Origin of the sequence: Blautia massiliensis (ex Liu et al. 2021), assembly GCF_052064225.1 — a bacterium.
GTDB classification, from domain to species: domain Bacteria; phylum Bacillota; class Clostridia; order Lachnospirales; family Lachnospiraceae; genus Blautia_A; species Blautia_A fusiformis.
In genome coordinates, this window is record NZ_JBQHWA010000013.1 from 80336 (window position 1) to 97128 (window position 16793).

The 16793-nt window shown below is 44.4% G+C and carries 16 protein-coding genes; all 16 read left to right on the forward strand.

The genetic code is table 11. From position 1 onward, the window contains the following. Positions 1-189 precede the first annotated feature (189 nt). On the forward strand, positions 190-1515 hold the full coding sequence (rsxC, locus tag ACTNDQ_RS07225; protein ID WP_021650509.1) for an electron transport complex subunit RsxC: 1326 nt from the start codon (positions 190-192) through the stop codon (positions 1513-1515). A 14-nt stretch (positions 1516-1529) separates the two neighbouring features. After that, entirely contained in the window at positions 1530-2507 is a 978-nt protein-coding gene (locus ACTNDQ_RS07230; protein WP_441064309.1) for an RnfABCDGE type electron transport complex subunit D, read from the forward strand. After that, on the forward strand, positions 2507-3085 hold the full coding sequence (locus ACTNDQ_RS07235; protein WP_441064310.1) for an RnfABCDGE type electron transport complex subunit G: 579 nt from the start codon (positions 2507-2509) through the stop codon (positions 3083-3085). The genes ACTNDQ_RS07230 and ACTNDQ_RS07235 overlap by 1 nt, the downstream gene beginning before the upstream one ends. 14 nt (positions 3086-3099) lie before the next feature. Continuing rightward, positions 3100-3804 carry an electron transport complex subunit RsxE gene (rsxE, locus tag ACTNDQ_RS07240; protein WP_015524883.1) on the forward strand — a complete coding sequence of 235 codons (705 nt, stop codon included), beginning with the start codon at positions 3100-3102 and terminating at the stop codon, positions 3802-3804. Between the two features lie 16 nt (positions 3805-3820). Beyond that, positions 3821-4396: an electron transport complex protein RnfA gene (locus ACTNDQ_RS07245; protein ID WP_015524884.1), complete on the forward strand. Its 576-nt coding sequence runs from the start codon at positions 3821-3823 to the stop codon at positions 4394-4396. Positions 4397-4409: 13 nt separating this feature from the next. Next, the gene (locus ACTNDQ_RS07250; RefSeq protein ID WP_118608844.1) at positions 4410-5201 is read left to right on the forward strand and encodes an RnfABCDGE type electron transport complex subunit B; all 792 of its coding nucleotides are present in this window, start codon (positions 4410-4412) and stop codon (positions 5199-5201) included. A gap of 228 nt (positions 5202-5429) precedes the next feature. Beyond that, complete coding sequence (gene trpS / locus ACTNDQ_RS07255; protein WP_278795228.1) at positions 5430-6494, forward strand: tryptophan--tRNA ligase; 1065 nt, start codon at positions 5430-5432, stop codon at positions 6492-6494. Between the two features lie 146 nt (positions 6495-6640). Next, the gene (ruvA, locus tag ACTNDQ_RS07260; protein ID WP_278795229.1) at positions 6641-7252 is read left to right on the forward strand and encodes a Holliday junction branch migration protein RuvA; all 612 of its coding nucleotides are present in this window, start codon (positions 6641-6643) and stop codon (positions 7250-7252) included. A gap of 58 nt (positions 7253-7310) precedes the next feature. Beyond that, positions 7311-8321, forward strand: a complete 1011-nt coding sequence (ruvB, locus tag ACTNDQ_RS07265; protein WP_092070622.1) for a Holliday junction branch migration DNA helicase RuvB — start codon at positions 7311-7313, stop codon at positions 8319-8321. Positions 8322-8836: 515 nt separating this feature from the next. Beyond that, a complete protein-coding gene (locus tag ACTNDQ_RS07270) occupies positions 8837-9082 on the forward strand; it encodes a hypothetical protein (RefSeq protein WP_278795231.1) in 246 nt (81 codons plus the stop codon). 427 nt (positions 9083-9509) lie between these two features. Then, the gene (locus ACTNDQ_RS07275) at positions 9510-10409 is read left to right on the forward strand and encodes a peptidoglycan recognition protein family protein (RefSeq protein WP_441064311.1); all 900 of its coding nucleotides are present in this window, start codon (positions 9510-9512) and stop codon (positions 10407-10409) included. 177 nt (positions 10410-10586) lie between these two features. Continuing rightward, a complete protein-coding gene (locus tag ACTNDQ_RS07280; RefSeq protein ID WP_015524889.1) occupies positions 10587-10994 on the forward strand; it encodes a cell division protein ZapA in 408 nt (135 codons plus the stop codon). A gap of 88 nt (positions 10995-11082) precedes the next feature. After that, positions 11083-13242, forward strand: a complete 2160-nt coding sequence (locus tag ACTNDQ_RS07285; RefSeq protein WP_278795658.1) for a peptidase U32 family protein — start codon at positions 11083-11085, stop codon at positions 13240-13242. 6 nt (positions 13243-13248) lie between these two features. Next, a complete protein-coding gene (locus tag ACTNDQ_RS07290; protein ID WP_278795655.1) occupies positions 13249-14628 on the forward strand; it encodes an FtsW/RodA/SpoVE family cell cycle protein in 1380 nt (459 codons plus the stop codon). Then, complete coding sequence (locus ACTNDQ_RS07295) at positions 14531-16024, forward strand: peptidoglycan D,D-transpeptidase FtsI family protein (protein ID WP_441064312.1); 1494 nt, start codon at positions 14531-14533, stop codon at positions 16022-16024. The genes ACTNDQ_RS07290 and ACTNDQ_RS07295 overlap by 98 nt, the downstream gene beginning before the upstream one ends. A gap of 100 nt (positions 16025-16124) precedes the next feature. Next, on the forward strand, positions 16125-16580 hold the full coding sequence (locus ACTNDQ_RS07300) for an NUDIX hydrolase (RefSeq protein WP_015524893.1): 456 nt from the start codon (positions 16125-16127) through the stop codon (positions 16578-16580). Positions 16581-16793: the final 213 nt, after the last annotated feature.

Genomic DNA, 16793 nt, shown 5'->3' on the forward strand with positions numbered 1-16793 from the left:
CTACTTTGTTACTGTTCGCTGGTAATGTTTCGCGAAATGATTTATGGGAGCGAAATAGATCTTGTTTGTCTTGGATGAAATAAGAAAAGGAAAATCAGAAACACAGAATCAACTTTAAAAAAGAGTATATGCGCAACGCAGAAATACTATGTACATGTACTTGCAAAAATAAAGGAGGAGATGAGATCTATGGCATTTTTAACCTTCAGGGGTGGTATCCATCCTTATGACGGCAAAGATTTGTCAAAAAACTGTCCTGTCGAGAAGTATCTGCCGAAGGGAGATCTGGCAATTCTTGTTTCTCAGCACATCGGAGCTCCGGCCAAGCCGATCGTAAAAAAAGGTGATCATGTGCTTGCAGGACAGAAAATCGCAGAAGCAGGAGGATTTGTTTCCGCACCGATACACTCGTCTGTATCAGGAACCGTAAAGGGAATCGAGAAACGTCTGACCGCAGTAGGCGCCATGGGTGATGCGATCATCATTGAGAATGACGGTCTGTACGAATCTGTGGAATATGCACCTGCAAAGCTTTCGGATCTTTCCAAGGAGGATATCCTGAAAAGGATTCAGGAAGGCGGAGTTGTTGGTCAGGGTGGTGCAGGTTTCCCGACACATGTAAAGCTCTCACCAAAGGAACCCGACAAGATCGATCATATCCTGGTCAACGGTGCGGAATGTGAGCCTTATATCACCAGTGACTACCGAAGGATGATGGAAGAACCGGAAAGCATTGTTGGTGGTCTGGAAGTAATCCTGAAAGCTTTCCCGAAGGCAGTGGGATGTATCTGTATCGAGGACAACAAACCGGATTGTATTGCCAGGATGAAAGAAGCCATCAAAGGCAAAGAGCGTATGGAAGTAAAAGAGCTTAAGACCAAATACCCACAGGGTGGTGAACGTACGCTGATCTATGCGGTAACAGGCAGAGAGATCAATTCCACTATGCTTCCGGCAGATGTAGGATGCGTGGTTGATAACGTAGAGACTGTTACTTCTGTTTATAAGGCAGTGATCCTCGGACAGCCGGTCATCAGCCGTAATGTAACGGTTACCGGAGACGGAATCCGCACACCGAAGAACTTTTCCGTTCTTACAGGCACAGATCTGTCTGAACTGGTAGATGCTGCAGGCGGACTGAAGGAAAAGATCGCAAAAGCAATCTCCGGCGGACCTATGATGGGATTTGCGCTGTATGATCTTCATATTCCATGTACGAAGACAACTTCTTCCCTGCTTTTCCTGGAGCGTGACGCAGTTTCCGAGGCGAAGCAGATCCAGACTGCATGTATCAATTGCGGACGTTGTGTAAGCGTCTGTCCGGGCCATGTGGTTCCGGCCCGCCTTGCAACTCTTGCAGAACACGGTGATATGGCAGGCTTCGAAAAAATGGATGGTATGGAATGCTGCGAGTGCGGCTGCTGCAGTTACATCTGTCCGGCCAAACGACCTCTGACTCAGAGTATTAAATCTATGAGAAAAATGGTTCTTGCAGAGCGCAAGAAAAAGAAATAGGGGGAGGAATAACAATGGAACAAATGTATAACGTATCATCTAATCCCCATATCAGGGATAAAATGACCACCAGCCGTATTATGCAGCTGGTAGCGATCGCACTTCTGCCGACAACACTTTTCGGTATCTGGAACTTTGGAGTGCATGCACTTCTTGTAGTGCTGGCGACGGTTGCATCCAGTGTGTTTTTTGAATGGCTGTATGACCGACTGATGCATAAAAAGAATACAACTACTGATTTCAGTGCAGTTGTAACAGGACTTCTGCTTGCACTGAACATGCCGCCCCAGATCCCGATCTGGATGCCGATCCTTGGCAGTGCTTTTGCGATCATTGTTGTAAAACAGCTGTTCGGTGGACTTGGACAGAACTTTATGAACCCGGCTCTTGCAGGAAGATGTTTCCTTATGATCTCTTTTGCCGGAAAAATGACTAACTTTGCAGTTTCCAAAAGCTCCCATGCTGTTGTAGATGCGGTTACACAGGCAACACCTCTGGCAGCGCTTAAAAGCCAGGGATTCATTGAGGGGACTTCTATTCCTGTAAAGAATCTGTTCTTTGGTAATATCCAGGGTACCATCGGTGAGACTTCTGCCCTGGCGATCCTAATCGGTGCAGTGATCCTTCTCGCATTTAAGATCATCGATCTGAAGGTACCTCTTACATATATTGGAAGTTTTGCAGTATTTGTCATTTTCTATATGCTGGGAACAGGCAAAGGCTTTGATGTAAACTATCTTTTCAGCCATATCTTTGGAGGAGGTCTGATGCTTGGAGCCTGGTTTATGGCAACCGATTATGTGACAACGCCGATCACTCCGAAAGGTCAGCTGGTATATGGCTGCTGCCTCGGTATCGTGACAGCGGTATTCCGTCTCTTTGGTGGTTCCGCAGAGGGTGTTTCCTATGCGATCATTTTCTGCAATCTTCTGGTTCCGCTTATTGAAAAAGTAACAAAACCGGTTGCTTTTGGAAAAGGAGGCAAGAAATAATGGGTAAGATTATCAGAAATACATTGATCCTTACGATCATTACAGTAGTTGCCGGCCTTGGCCTTGGACTGGTTTACGAAGTTACCAAAGAACCCATTGCAAGAACCGAGGAACAGGCAAAAAAAGAAGCATGGCAGACTGTATTCAGTGATGTAAGCCTGGAAGATTTTAAAGCTGTAGATGTAGACAAGGAAGCAGCAGATAAAACAGCTTCAGATCTTGGAATCAAAGCAACCGTAGATGAAGTCTGTGAAGCAGCAGATGAAGGCTATGTGGTAACTGTAACCGATAAAGAGGGTTACGGCGGTGATATCCAGATCACAGTTGGTGTAACAAAAGACGGTACCGTCAGCGGCGTTTCCATTCTTTCCATCAGTGAGACTGCCGGACTTGGAATGCGTGCTACAGAAGCGAAGTTCCAGGAACAGTATGTTGGAAAGAATACCGATAAATTCTATATATCCAAGGACGGCGGCGAAGGTGAACCTATTGATGCTATCAGTGGTGCGACCATCACATCCAGAGCTTTTACCGGTGCAGTCAATACAGCTATCGGCTATTGCAAAAACGCATTTTAGGAGGGTAGTTGAATATGAATAATTGTGGTGAAAGATTAAAAAACGGCATTATAACCGAAAATCCGATTTTCGTCCTGATGCTTGGTATGTGTCCTACCCTTGCGGTAACGACTTCTGCGATCAATGGTATTGGTATGGGACTTTCCACAACCGTAGTTCTGGTTATGTCAAACATGCTCATCTCCATGCTGCGTAAGGTTATTCCAGACTCCGTCAGAATGCCGGCCTTTATCGTAGTTGTAGCATCTTTTGTAACTATCGTACAGTTTCTGATGGAAGGCTTTACTCCTTCTCTTTATGAGTCACTTGGAATTTACATTCCACTGATCGTTGTTAACTGTATCATTCTGGGACGTGCAGAGAGTTATGCTTCCAAGAACCCTGTCCTTCCGTCTATCTTTGACGGACTTGGAATGGGTCTTGGCTTTACAGTGGGCCTGGTTGCCATTGGTCTTGTAAGAGAGATCCTTGGTTCCGGAAAGGCTTTCGGAGCACAGATCATTCCGGTTGCTGATGCAGCTACCGGTGCTGCCGGCTATACCCCGATCACTATCTTTATCCTTGCACCTGGAGCATTTCTGGTTCTTGCCGGACTTGCAGCGATCCAGAACAAAGTAAAGATCAACATGGCAAAGAAGGGCAAAGATGTTTCCAAGATCCAGTCCGGCTGTGGCTCCAATTGTGCGACCTGCGGCGGATGTCCTTCCGACAAAGAATAAAAAGGGGGAATAGAAGATGGCAAGCTTGATGTTGATCGCAATTGGTTCTGCGCTTTGCAGTAACGTTGTATTGAGTCAGTTCCTGGGAATCTGTTCTTTCCTTGGAGTTTCCAAGAAAACAGAAACCGCAGCCGGCATGGGTGGTGCAGTTGTGTTTGTTATTACTATTGCATCTTTTGTTGCAGGACTGCTTTATAAATTCATCCTGGTACCGACCCATTTTGAGTATCTGAAAACGATTGTATTTATCCTGGTTATCGCGGCACTGGTACAGATCGTAGAAATGTTTCTCAAGAAATTTGTACCATCCCTTTACAAGGCACTTGGTGTATACCTTCCTCTGATCACAACAAACTGTGCAGTTCTTGGTGTAGCACTGAACAACGTTAAATATGAATACAGCATTCTTGAAAGTGTTGTCAACGGATTTGCCACAGGTGTAGGTTACCTGATCGCAATTGTATTACTTGCGGGAATCCGTGAAAAAATGGAATACAACGATATTCCGGAATCCTTCCAGGGTATGCCGATCGTTCTGCTTACGGCAGCACTGATGGCTATTGCATTCTTTGGATTCTCCGGAATCGTATAGGAGGAAGAAGAGCATGAGTATAACAGGAATTATTATGGCTGCAGTCATTGTCGGCGGTACTGGTTTATTCATTGGTATCTTCCTCGGACTTGCAGACAAGAAATTAACCGTTAAGGTAGATGAAAAGGAAGAAGCCATTCTCGGCGTTCTTCCAGGAAATAACTGTGGTGGTTGTGGATATCCGGGATGTTCCGGACTCGCTGCCGCAATTGCAAAGGGAGAAGCTCCTGTAGATCAGTGTCCGGTTGGCGGTGCTCCTGTTGCAGCCAAGATTGGCGCGATCATGGGACAGGAAGTAAAAGAAACCGCACGTCAGGTTGCTTTTGTAAAATGTGCGGGAACCTGTGATAAGACGACTGTGAAATATGAGTACACAGGTGTGGAAGACTGCGAGATGATGGCTTTCATCCCTGGCAGCGGTGCAAAAAACTGTACATTTGGATGTATGGGCTTCGGAAGCTGTGTAAAGGCATGTCCGTTTGATGCGATCCATATAGTGAATGGTATTGCGGTCGTAGATCAGGAAGCATGTAAAGCCTGTGGCAAATGTGTTGCCAAATGTCCGCGTCACCTGATCGAGCTGGTACCATATGACAAACAGACACGTGTAGCCTGCAGCTCCCACGCAAAAGGTAAGGCAGTTACAGCTGCCTGCGAGCTTGGCTGTATCGGCTGTAAAAAATGTGAGAAGAACTGTCCGTCCGAGGCGATCACAGTTACCGATTTCTGTGCACACATTGATTATGATAAGTGTACAGGCTGCGGTAAATGTAAGGAAGTTTGCCCAAGACATGTGATTCTGTAAAACAAAAAAGAACTGCCTGTCACGGAAGTTTTCCGAGTGACGTGGCAGTTCTTTTTTGGAATAAAGCATGTTGTGCCCGATAATGCATAAATAAAATAAATACATACAAATATTTGGTTATATTTCAATGAAAAATTGCAGTTTCCGGTTAAAAATATTTGACCGGTGAATTTCAAGGGGCTATAATAGAATATAAATATTCAGTATACTTCAAGGAGAACGAAATTCATGAGTAAGATTATTTTAACTGGCGACCGCCCGACGGGGCGCCTCCATGTAGGTCATTATGTTGGATCTCTGGCAGAGCGTGTGAAGCTGCAGAATTCCGGCTTATATGATGAGATTTATATTATGATCGCAGATGCCCAGGCACTTACAGATAATGCAGAGCATCCGGAGAAAGTACGCCATAACATTCTTCAGGTTGCTCTGGACTATCTGGCATGCGGGCTTGATCCGGAGAAATCCAATATTTTTATCCAGTCCATGGTTCCGGAGCTGACAGAACTTACCTTTTATTATATGAATCTGGTTACGGTAGCACGAGTACAGCGTAATCCTACCGTTAAATCCGAGATTAAGATGCGTAATTTTGAAGCCAGCATCCCGGTAGGCTTTTTCTGCTATCCGATCAGTCAGGCTGCTGATATTACTGCTTTCCGCGCAACACATGTACCGGTAGGTGAAGATCAGCTTCCGATGCTTGAGCAGTGCAAGGAGATCGTCCATAAATTCAATACCGTTTATGGTGATACACTGACAGATCCGGAAATTGTTCTTTCTTCCAATAAAGCATGCTTACGTCTTCCGGGAATTGACGGAAAGGCTAAGATGAGTAAATCTCTCGGAAACTGCATCTATCTGTCTGATGAAGAAGATGTTGTAAAGAAAAAGATCATGTCCATGTTTACAGATCCGAACCATCTTCGTGTTCAGGATCCTGGTCGTGTAGAGGGAAATCCGGTATTTATCTATCTGGATGCCTTCAGCCGCCCGGAACATTTTGCTGAATTTCTGCCAGAGTATCAGAATCTGGATGAACTTAAGGCTCACTATCAGAAAGGTGGCCTTGGTGATGTGAAAGTCAAGAAGTTCCTGAATAATGTTATGCAGGCAGAGCTTGGACCGATCCGTGAAAGAAGGAAAATGTGGGAGCAGCGAACCGAAGATGTGTTCGATATCCTGAAAGCCGGTACAGAGGTTGCCAGAGAAAAAGCTGCCGCAACGCTTCATGATGTCCGTTCTTCTATGCGGATCAATTATTTTGAGGATCAGGATTTCCTTAATCAGTGATAAAAAACAGCGAGAGGAATCACAGGCTTGTATACAGGATCAACCCGGAGATTGTATTCCGGGTTGATTTTTTTTGAAAATTATGTTACTATTGCGTTCATATGGGAAACAGATGTTCAGCTGTTTCAGGGAAGGAGCCTTGAGATTTGATTTCTTTTGTAAAAGGTACTGTAGCAGAAATCGGTGAAAATTGTCTGGTTGTGGAAAATGGCGGAATTGGTTATGAGATTTATATGACAGGACAGGATCTTGGGAAAGCACGGATAGGCGATGAAAAGAAGATCCATACCTTTCTCTATGTGCGGGAGGATATTCTGCAGCTATATGGTTTTTTTTCGAAGGATGATCTTGGCATGTTCAAGCTTCTGATCGGTGTCAACGGAGTCGGACCTAAAGGCGCTCTGGGTATCCTTTCCGGGATTAGTGCAGACGAGCTTCGTTTTGCAGTGCTTTCCGATGATGTAAAAACAATCTCCAAGGCCCCTGGAATCGGGAAAAAGACAGCCCAGAAAATGATTCTGGAGCTGAAAGACAAGCTGAAATTGGAAGATGCTTTTGAGATGAAACTGGCGCATCAGCAGGAAGAAGCAGCTGAGGGAGCATCTGATCTGAGGGATAGTCGTCAGGAAGCGGTGGAGGCGCTTGTCGCATTAGGATACAGTTCTGCAGATGCCCTTCGTGCAGTACGAAAGGTACCGGAAGATGTGCCGGCAGATGATGTAGAAGCAATTCTTCGGGCTGCACTGAAAAATTTTTAACGCCGTGAGTAAGAGCAAACATGCTCGCACTGAAATGAAATAGAACGGAGCATAGCAAATGGATAACAGGATCATTACAACAGATGTTACAGAAGAGGATTTTTCCCTGGAGGGAAATTTAAGGCCTCAGAGTCTGGATGAATATATTGGTCAACAGAAAACAAAAGATACCCTGAAGATTTATATCGAAGCAGCAAAGCAGCGCCATGATTCACTGGATCATGTGCTGTTTTATGGACCTCCGGGGCTGGGAAAGACTACACTTTCCGCGATCATTGCCAATGAGATGGGAACACATATGAAGGTAACATCAGGTCCTGCGATTGAAAAGCCAGGCGAAATGGCTGCGATCCTGAACAACCTTCAGGAAGGAGATGTGCTGTTTGTAGATGAGATACACAGACTGAACCGACAGGTAGAAGAGGTTCTTTACCCGGCCATGGAAGATTTTGCTATCGATATCATGATCGGCAAGGGAGCATCCGCCCGTTCCATTCGTCTGGACCTGCCGAAGTTTACATTGGTAGGTGCAACAACGAGGGCAGGTCTTCTTTCCGCACCGCTTCGTGATCGTTTTGGCGTAACACAGAGACTGGAGTTTTATGATAAAAAAGAACTGACGACGATCATTCTCCGTTCCGCTCAGGTGCTTGGCGTGGAAATCGAACCCAATGGAGCTGCCGAGATCGCCAAGCGTTCCAGAGGAACCCCCCGTCTGGCCAACCGTCTTCTGAAGAGAGTACGTGATTTTGCCCAGGTGAAGTATAACGGTGTGATCACCTACGATGTTGCCTGTTTTGCATTGGATCTTCTGGAGGTAGATCAGTATGGCCTCGATAAAACGGACCGCCGCATTCTCCAGACCTTGATCTTGAATTTCCAGGGCGGACCAGTGGGGCTTGAAACACTTGCCGCATCAATCGGAGAAGACTCCGGAACACTGGAAGATGTGTATGAACCCTATCTTTTACAGACAGGTTTCCTTAACAGAACTCCACGTGGAAGAATGGCTTCCGTGCTGGCATATACCCATCTTGGATATCCTCGTCCTGATTTGTCGACAAAGTAAAAGTCACCCGATAATTGCTCCTTGTTTGCCAAGAAAGCCTCTTATGTCTTGTGTTTTCGAATTTCCATTTGTAAAAATCTTCGAACACTTCTGCAAAAGTAGGCTGATATGTTCCCGCCTTGTAGGCTGTAAGGACCGTAACCCCCTTAATCCAGTCATCTGTATAAAACAGATGGCAGCAGGGCGGAGAACATTACCAAGTGCGTCAATTCTGGCCGGAGGATGAACCGCATAACAATTCCACCGTCCCGGTATTGGCGTACTGGGGCGCTTTTTTATTTACAACAATTCAGAAATTTTGATTGATAAATCAGGATATACACATACCGGTATTTCATCATCAAAAGAGTATAATCCCGTACCAGATTCATTTTCAAAATCATAAACAGAAGCAGACATAAGAAAAATAAAAGCTTATCTGTTTGAGGATGATTCCCTACTGGACACAGAAACAGGAAGATACAGACAGACATTTTGATCCGGACTGTGCAATTGCTCAGAGCTGGCAGCGACTTATGACAGGAAAAGATATTAAGCAGCATGACAGAACACTGATGAAGCACGAACTTCTTGAAATGAAGATAAAAAGGGAAAATCCGGATATGGAACACTGGAAAGCACACCAGATAGCTTCAGAAAAATATGATTATCCAAAGGAGGCAATAGAGTATTATGGTATTGAGACCACCAGTCAGAAATGGCCGGTGGTCTTTTTATACTCATTTTTAAGAATTGCGCCGGTGCAACGGAGGGGGAGGTGAGGGACATGAAGATCAGAGTGATTCATGATTTCTATGACAAAGAGAACGATCTGGAACTCCGGAAAGTCGAAGAAGAGTAGGAGGCAACAGAAGAAAGAGGCAGATACCTGGTAGATTTCCGAGTAGCGAAAGAGATCACAGATCCGGAATCTCCCGTTGAGGCGTAGGGTGAAACGCCTTATTTTTATGTCCGAAGGCTTAAAACTACACGGAGACACCGGGTTATCAACTGTCCATGTGAGACACACGTAAAACTGTATTCGTGCAGACAGCACATAAAAAAACTATAAAGGAGCATGAAAAATGTTTAAAAAATCTCGATGCAAAGTACCCATGAACCTGCAGAAATTACGGCCAGAAGATCATCAACATCCTGAATGACATATTATCTATTAAGGTATCAAAAACAGAAAAGGAGAGTAATACCATGAATATCAACACAAGCCTTATCAGTAACAACAACAGCTATGCAGGACAGACACCGGCGTATATCGTAATTCACAATACAGATAACTATGCGAAAGGTGCAAATGCGAAAGCGCATGCAAAAGCACAGCATGATGGCAACTTTAAGGGATATTCCGCACATGTATATGTGGACGACACAGAGGCGTATCAGGCGCTTCCATACAACCGTGGAGCATGGCACGTAGGCGTCAACTACGGCGGTCGGCTGTTCGGTACTGTCAACAACAGAAATTCAGTAGGAATCGAGATGTGCGTCCAGGCGTGCTATAACTATGAGAAAGCTTTCCAGAATACAGTACAGGTGTGCAAACAGCTTATGAAACAGCTGGGAATCCCGGCAGACAGAGTTGTGCAGCATTATGATGTATGTGCAAAGAACTGCCCGTCAGCGATCCGTGCAAAAGGTGACTGGAACCGGTTCAAGCAGCTGATCGGAGCTGAGACCACCACGCCAACGGTAGATAAGTATTATCGCACAAGAAAGTCCTGGGCTGACAGCAAGAGCCAGATTGGAGCATACAAGAGCCTTGAGAATGCAAAGAAAGAGTGGAAACAGGGCTACACCATCTATGATTGGAACGGAAAAGCAGTGTATCCTGTACAGACTTCAGAAAAGGCAGTAGTTCTGACAGGAAAATTTGAGACCCAGCTTCCGATCATCCGGAAAGGGAATTCCGGCGTTGCGGTTTCTGTGCTGCAGTCTGTACTTGGTGTTACTGTGGATGGCCATTTCGGAGACGATACAGAAGCATCTCTGAAAGTTTTCCAGAAAAACACAGGCGTAAAGGTAAGTGGAACCTGCGGTATTGATTCCTGGAAAAAGATGATCGAACACATGAAAGCCAACACTCATAATTGAGAAAAACATTTGCATCTTTAAGGAAAATATTGTAATCGACAAAATAATAGAAAAACTTCTATACATTTTTGCGGGAATCAGTTATAATAAAAGAAATTGCGGGTTGTAAGACCGGCAATGCAGAGGAATGTTATTGAGGAAATTACCAGTAACAGATAAATTCAGGAGGCTTTACGAATGGCGGTAAAGAATACAGCACAGGTTGTTATCGATGGAAAGATCATTACTCTGGGCGGGTATGAGTCCGAGGAATATTTTCAGAAGGTTGCAGCCTATATGAATAATAAGATCAGTGAGCTGAGTCAGATGCCGGGATATTCCAGACAGGCCATGGAGACCAAGCATACACTGCTCAGTCTGAATATTACAGATGATTATTTTAAGGCAAAGAAGCAGGCGGAGATTTTTGAACAGGATCTGCAGCAGAAAGACCAGGAGATGTATGATCTGAAACATGAACTGATCTCTTTGAAAATGCAGATCGAAGAGGCGAAGAAGGCAGAACAGGAAGCTCAGGAACAGAAGAATCTTCTGGACGGTAAGGTGAAGGAGCTGGAGAAAGAACTTGATGAACTGCTTAAATAAGGATGGGGGATTGCTTCGGTAATCCTCTTTTGTTTTATGGTCATCGGATTGATTAACAGATGGGAGATGAGGGAATACTTTGAAAAATATGATAACAGAACTGCTCTCGCCGGCAGGTTCTTATGAAAGCTTTGAGGCAGCTATTGGTGCCGGGGCTGATGCGGTATATGTAGGGGGACCGGCTTTTGGAGCAAGAGCTTATGCGCAGAACTTCACCCAGGAAGAGCTGATCACTGCCATTGAGACCGCACATATCCATAACCGCAAATTGTATCTTACTGTGAATACACTTTTGAAGAACCGTGAACTGGATGATCAGCTGTTTGAATATCTGCTTCCATATTATGAGGCAGGTCTGGATGCGGTGATCGTACAGGATCTGGGAGTATTTTCTTTTATACGCCGGAATTTCCCGGATCTGGATATTCATGCAAGCACACAGATGACAGTAACCGGACCGGAGGGAATGCGATTTCTGGAGGAAAAGGGAGCAACTCGTGTGGTTCCGGCCAGAGAGCTTTCCCTGGAAGAGATATCTGCCATGCATAAGGCAAGTCCTCTGGAAATAGAGACTTTTATCCATGGAGCTCTCTGTTACAGCTATTCCGGCCAGTGTCTGATGAGCAGTATTTTCGGTGGAAGAAGCGGAAACCGTGGCCGCTGTGCACAGCCATGCAGGCTTCCTTACAGTGTAACCATGGATCACAGAAAATATAAAGGAGACAAGGATTTTTGTGCATTAAGCCTGAAAGATATCTGCACTCTGGATATTCTTCCGGATATCCTGGAGGCGGGTGTTATGTCTCTGAAGATCGAAGGGCGTATGAAACAGCCGGCGTACACAGCGGGCGTCACGGCAGTATATCGAAAATATCTGGATATGTATTTAAGTGGAAAAGAATATCACGTTCAGGAAAAAGACCGGAAGTATCTTCTTGAGCTTTTCAGTCGTGGAGGATCCTGCAAAGGATACTATGATATGTATCGCGGGCCGGAAATGATGGCTTTTGCCAATGAAAAAAAATCCGGTAATATCCAGCCGGAGATCAGAAAAATAAAAGAAAAAATTCATGGGAATTTAATACTTTCTCCTGAAAGTCCTGTTATACTGGAAATAACCTGCAAGGGCCAGACAGTAACTGCTATGGGCGGTGAGGTACAGTTTGCTAAAAATCAGCCAATGGAAGAACAGAGGATCCGTCAGCAGATGGAAAAACTGGGAAATACAGATTTTCAGTGGGAGGATCTGAACATTGAAATAAATGGAAGGATTTTTGTTCCGGTTAAAGTTCTCAATGAAGTACGAAGAGATGCTCTGAGTCAGCTGCGGGAAGCACTGATCGGATGTCAGAAGAGAGCACAGGTTACGAAGCAGCCGACGAAATCTAAGGATCAGGCTGCCTGTCACAGAAGGGTAACAGACAGCCTGCCTGTGTATGTATCCTGTGAACGTTCGGATACTGCGGAAGTACTTTTGAACGAACCGGGGATTACAGGTTTTTATTTTCCTTTTGATACTATGGAAAAATATTTTTCACCGGAACTTGCTGCAAGCAGTGAATTATATCTTTCTACTCCACATATCCATCGCGGAGAAATCCCCGAAAAGTGGCTTCGCTCAGCTCAAAAATGGTTGGAGCAGGGTATGAAGGGTTTTCTGGTAAGAAACCTGGAATCTTACGCCGTACTGAAAAAAATGGGATATGGCGAAAAATGTATCCTGGATGCATCCATGTATACCTGGAATGATCAGAGTGTTGATTTCTGGCGGGAAGAGGGAGTTCTTCGAAATACAGTCCCCCTTGAGTTGAATGAGGGTGAACTGAAACACAGAGATAATACTTCTTCGGAGCTGCTTTTATATGGTTATATCCCACTGATGCTTTCCGCGCAGTGTGTAAGGAAGAATCTTTTCGGATGTACAGGAAAATATGAGACGGCTTATCTGAAAGACCGCTATAACAGTGAATTTCCGGTAAAATGCAGCTGTGATCCATGGGGAAAAAACATCTCCGAAAAAGCAAAATACTGTTATAATATCATTTATAACAGCATTCCTTACGGACTTCCGGGTGAAAAAGATCAGGTAAAAAAACTGAACCTTCACTCTTTGCGGCTGGCATTTACGATTGAAGAGCCAGAGAAAGCAAAAGCGATCCTGAAAGAATTCCTGACGGTTTATCAGGAAAACGGAAAACCTTCCGGACGCAGGTATACAAAAGGCCATTTTAAAAGAGGAGCCGAGTAAAAGTGTATGATTAATGTAATTACAGAATTATCTAAGTATGTGATCCTCACATTGATGATCGTCTATACCTTTCATTGTTTTTATATGGTGTGGCGGCAGGATGAGGAAGAAAAGAGAGAACTGCTCCATCAGCAGCTGACCATGATCTTTTTTATTGATTTTACAGCATTTCTTGTGATCTATTTAAAAAGCATGGATTTCAGGGTCATCCTGTTCTATATCGAAATGATGATCTTTTTTGCAGCGATCCAGATCCTTTATCGAATTATTTATCAGAATGCATCGCTGCTTCTTTTAAATAATATGTGTATGCTCCTGAGCGTAGGATTTATCATGCTCTGCCGGCTTTCACTTCCGTCTGCAACTAAGCAGCTTCTGATCGTGGCCGCAGGTAGTGCAGTATCACTGGTGATACCGGTAATGATACGAAAAATGAAATTTTTAAAGGATCTTACATGGGCTTATGCCGGAATTGGTATTGTACTTCTGGCGGCAGTTCTTGTTCTGGCAAGCACAAGCTACGGTGCAAAGCTTTCTCTTATGGGAATCCAGCCTTCCGAGGTGATCAAGATAACCTTCGTATTTTTTATGGCATCACTTCTGTGTACCAAGGTGGATTTTCGCAAAGTAGTACTGGCTACGATCGTTGCAGTGATCCATGTAGGGATCCTGGTTCTTTCCAGGGATCTGGGTAGTGCAGTGATCTTTTTTGTCACCTACCTTGTACTGATCTATGTGGCAACCAGAAATCCGAGCTATTTATTTCTGGGACTTGGCGGAGGATGCGTTGGTTCGGTGATCGCATATCATCTTTTTGGACATGTCCGTCAGCGAGTCAGTGCCTGGAAGGATCCGATGGCTGTCTATCAAAATGAAGGTTATCAGATCGTGCAGTCTCTGTTTGCGATCGGAACTGGAGGCTGGTTTGGAATGGGACTTTGTCAGGGCTCTCCGGAGAAGATCCCGGTCGTAAAAAATGATTTTATCTTCAGTGCTATTTGCGAGGAACTGGGTGGCATTTTTGCCATCTGCCTGATTCTTGTATGCACAAGCTTTTTTCTGATGATCGTTACTATTGCACTAAAGATCAGGAATCCGTTTTATAAACTGATCGCACTGGGGCTCGGAACAGAATATGCTTTTCAGGTATTTCTGACCATTGGCGGTGCAACCAAGTTTATTCCAATGACAGGAGTTACACTTCCGCTGGTGAGTTACGGAGGCAGTTCTGTCATGTGTACCATCCTGATGCTTGCGATCATTCAGGGACTGTATATTCTGAGGGAAGATGAGGACGAACAAATTGAAACGCAGCGAAAAGAAACGATTGAAAGAAGAGGAAAGAGAGCGACGCCTGAGAGAAAGAGAAATAGCCAGACTCCGTAGAAAAAAGAACCGGCCTTTAACTTTTGTATCGGCCTTCTTTATATTGATCTTTGTCAGTCTGATCGGATATCTGGCCTATTTTGACGCCATAAAAAGCGAAGATTTTATCAACAGCCCGTACAACACCCGTCAGGATACATTTTCGGACCGGGTAGTACGTGGAAGTATCCAGTCTTCGGATGGTGAGGTTCTGGCACAGACCAATGTGTATGAAGATGGAACAGAAGAGAGAACGTATCCGTTTTCCAATATTTTTGCACATGCAGTAGGATATGATACCAATGGTAAGAGTGGTTTGGAATCGGAAGCAAATTTCCAGCTTCTCACCTCCCATTCATTTTTTCTGGAACAGATGAAAAATGAATTCCTGGAAAAAAAGAATCAGGGTGATACCGTGATCTCCAGTCTGAATGCAGATCTTCAGACAACGGCATACAATTCTCTGGGAGACCGCAGAGGAGCGGTAGTTGTACTGGAACCATCCACCGGACGTATCTTGGCTATGGTGAGCAAACCGGATTTTGATCCGAATACGATTGCACAGAACTGGGATACCCTTGTTAATGATGAAAGTAACAGTAGCCTTTTAAACCGTGCAACCAATGGAGCTTATCCTCCAGGATCAACATTTAAGATCGTCACGGCACTGGATTATTTCAGACAAAAGGGATCACTGGAGGGATATTCCTATCTGTGTCAGGGAAGTATCACAGTGGATGACCACACGATCCAGTGTTACAATGGTGCAGTACATGGACAGGAGGATTTTTATTCCGCATTTGCACATTCTTGTAACTGTGCATTTGCAGATATGGGACTTGGTCTGGGAGGAGATACTCTGAAAAGTACTGCAGAGGATCTGCTCTTTAATAGGGCGCTTCCGCTGAATTCCTATAAAACCAGTCGCTTTACCCTTGATAAAGATTCTCCGAATGCACTTGTGATGCAGACCTCGATCGGCCAGGGTAACACTCTTGTTTCTCCGATGCATATGGCATTGATCACAAGTGCCATCGCCAATGATGGTATACTGATGAAGCCAACCATGATCGATAAGATCGTGAATAATTCTGGTGATACGGTCAGGGAAACAGAAAAAACAGAATACAAACGTCTGATGACAAGAAATGAAGCCAATATCCTTGGAAAACTAATGAAAAATGTAGTTGAAAACGGTACGGCTTCCGCATTGAACGGACGAGGATATACTGTTGCCGGAAAGACCGGTTCTGCGGAGTTTGATGAAAATGGTTCCAGTCATTCCTGGTTTGTGGGTTATTCTAATGTAGATGATCCGGATATCGCCATTGCAGTGATCGTGGAAAACGGCGGAACCGGAAGTGAAGCGGCAGTTCCCATTGCGGCCGATGTTTTTGATGCATATTATTTCGATTAAATTGAGAACAGTATCTGCTTCTTGCCCCTTGCCTATAAGGTGAAAAAGAGGTATACTATAGCCAGTGCAAAAGACACACGCATTACAGGAGGATTGCAATATGATAGAAGCAACAAGCTGTGGCGGTGTGGTAATTCATCGGGGTAAGATCCTGGCATTGTATAAATCCTACAGGAACCGTTATGAAGGATGGGTGCTTCCCAAAGGAACTGTAGAAAAAGGAGAGACTTTTGAGCAGACTGCTTTACGTGAAGTAATGGAAGAAGCAGGTGTTCGGGCCTCTATCGTGAAATATATCGGCAAGAGCCAGTATAATTTCACCGTTCCGGAGGATGTGGTAATGAAAGAGGTACACTGGTATCTCATGATAGCTGATAATTATCATAGCAAACCCCAGCGAGAGGAATATTTTGTAGATTCCGGATACTATAAGTTTCATGAGATCTATCATCTTCTCCGTTTTTCCAACGAGAAGCATATCGTGGAACAGGCCTATCAGGAGTATCTGGAAATGCGAAGTGAGGGCGTCTGGGCGAAACAGCAGAAGTATTTTTAACAACAGGACAGGGCTGTGTACATACGCAGCCCTGTTTGGCATTATCCAATGCGTCGTAAAACCCCTTGTTTCAGCTATGGGGATATAAGACGCGTCCATCGAATTTATGCAAGTAATTGAATATGGACAAAATAGTAATTGTATTAACTAATGAACTATAGTATAATACAAATATGAACACAACATATAAATCAAACAACAATGTCGTCTATT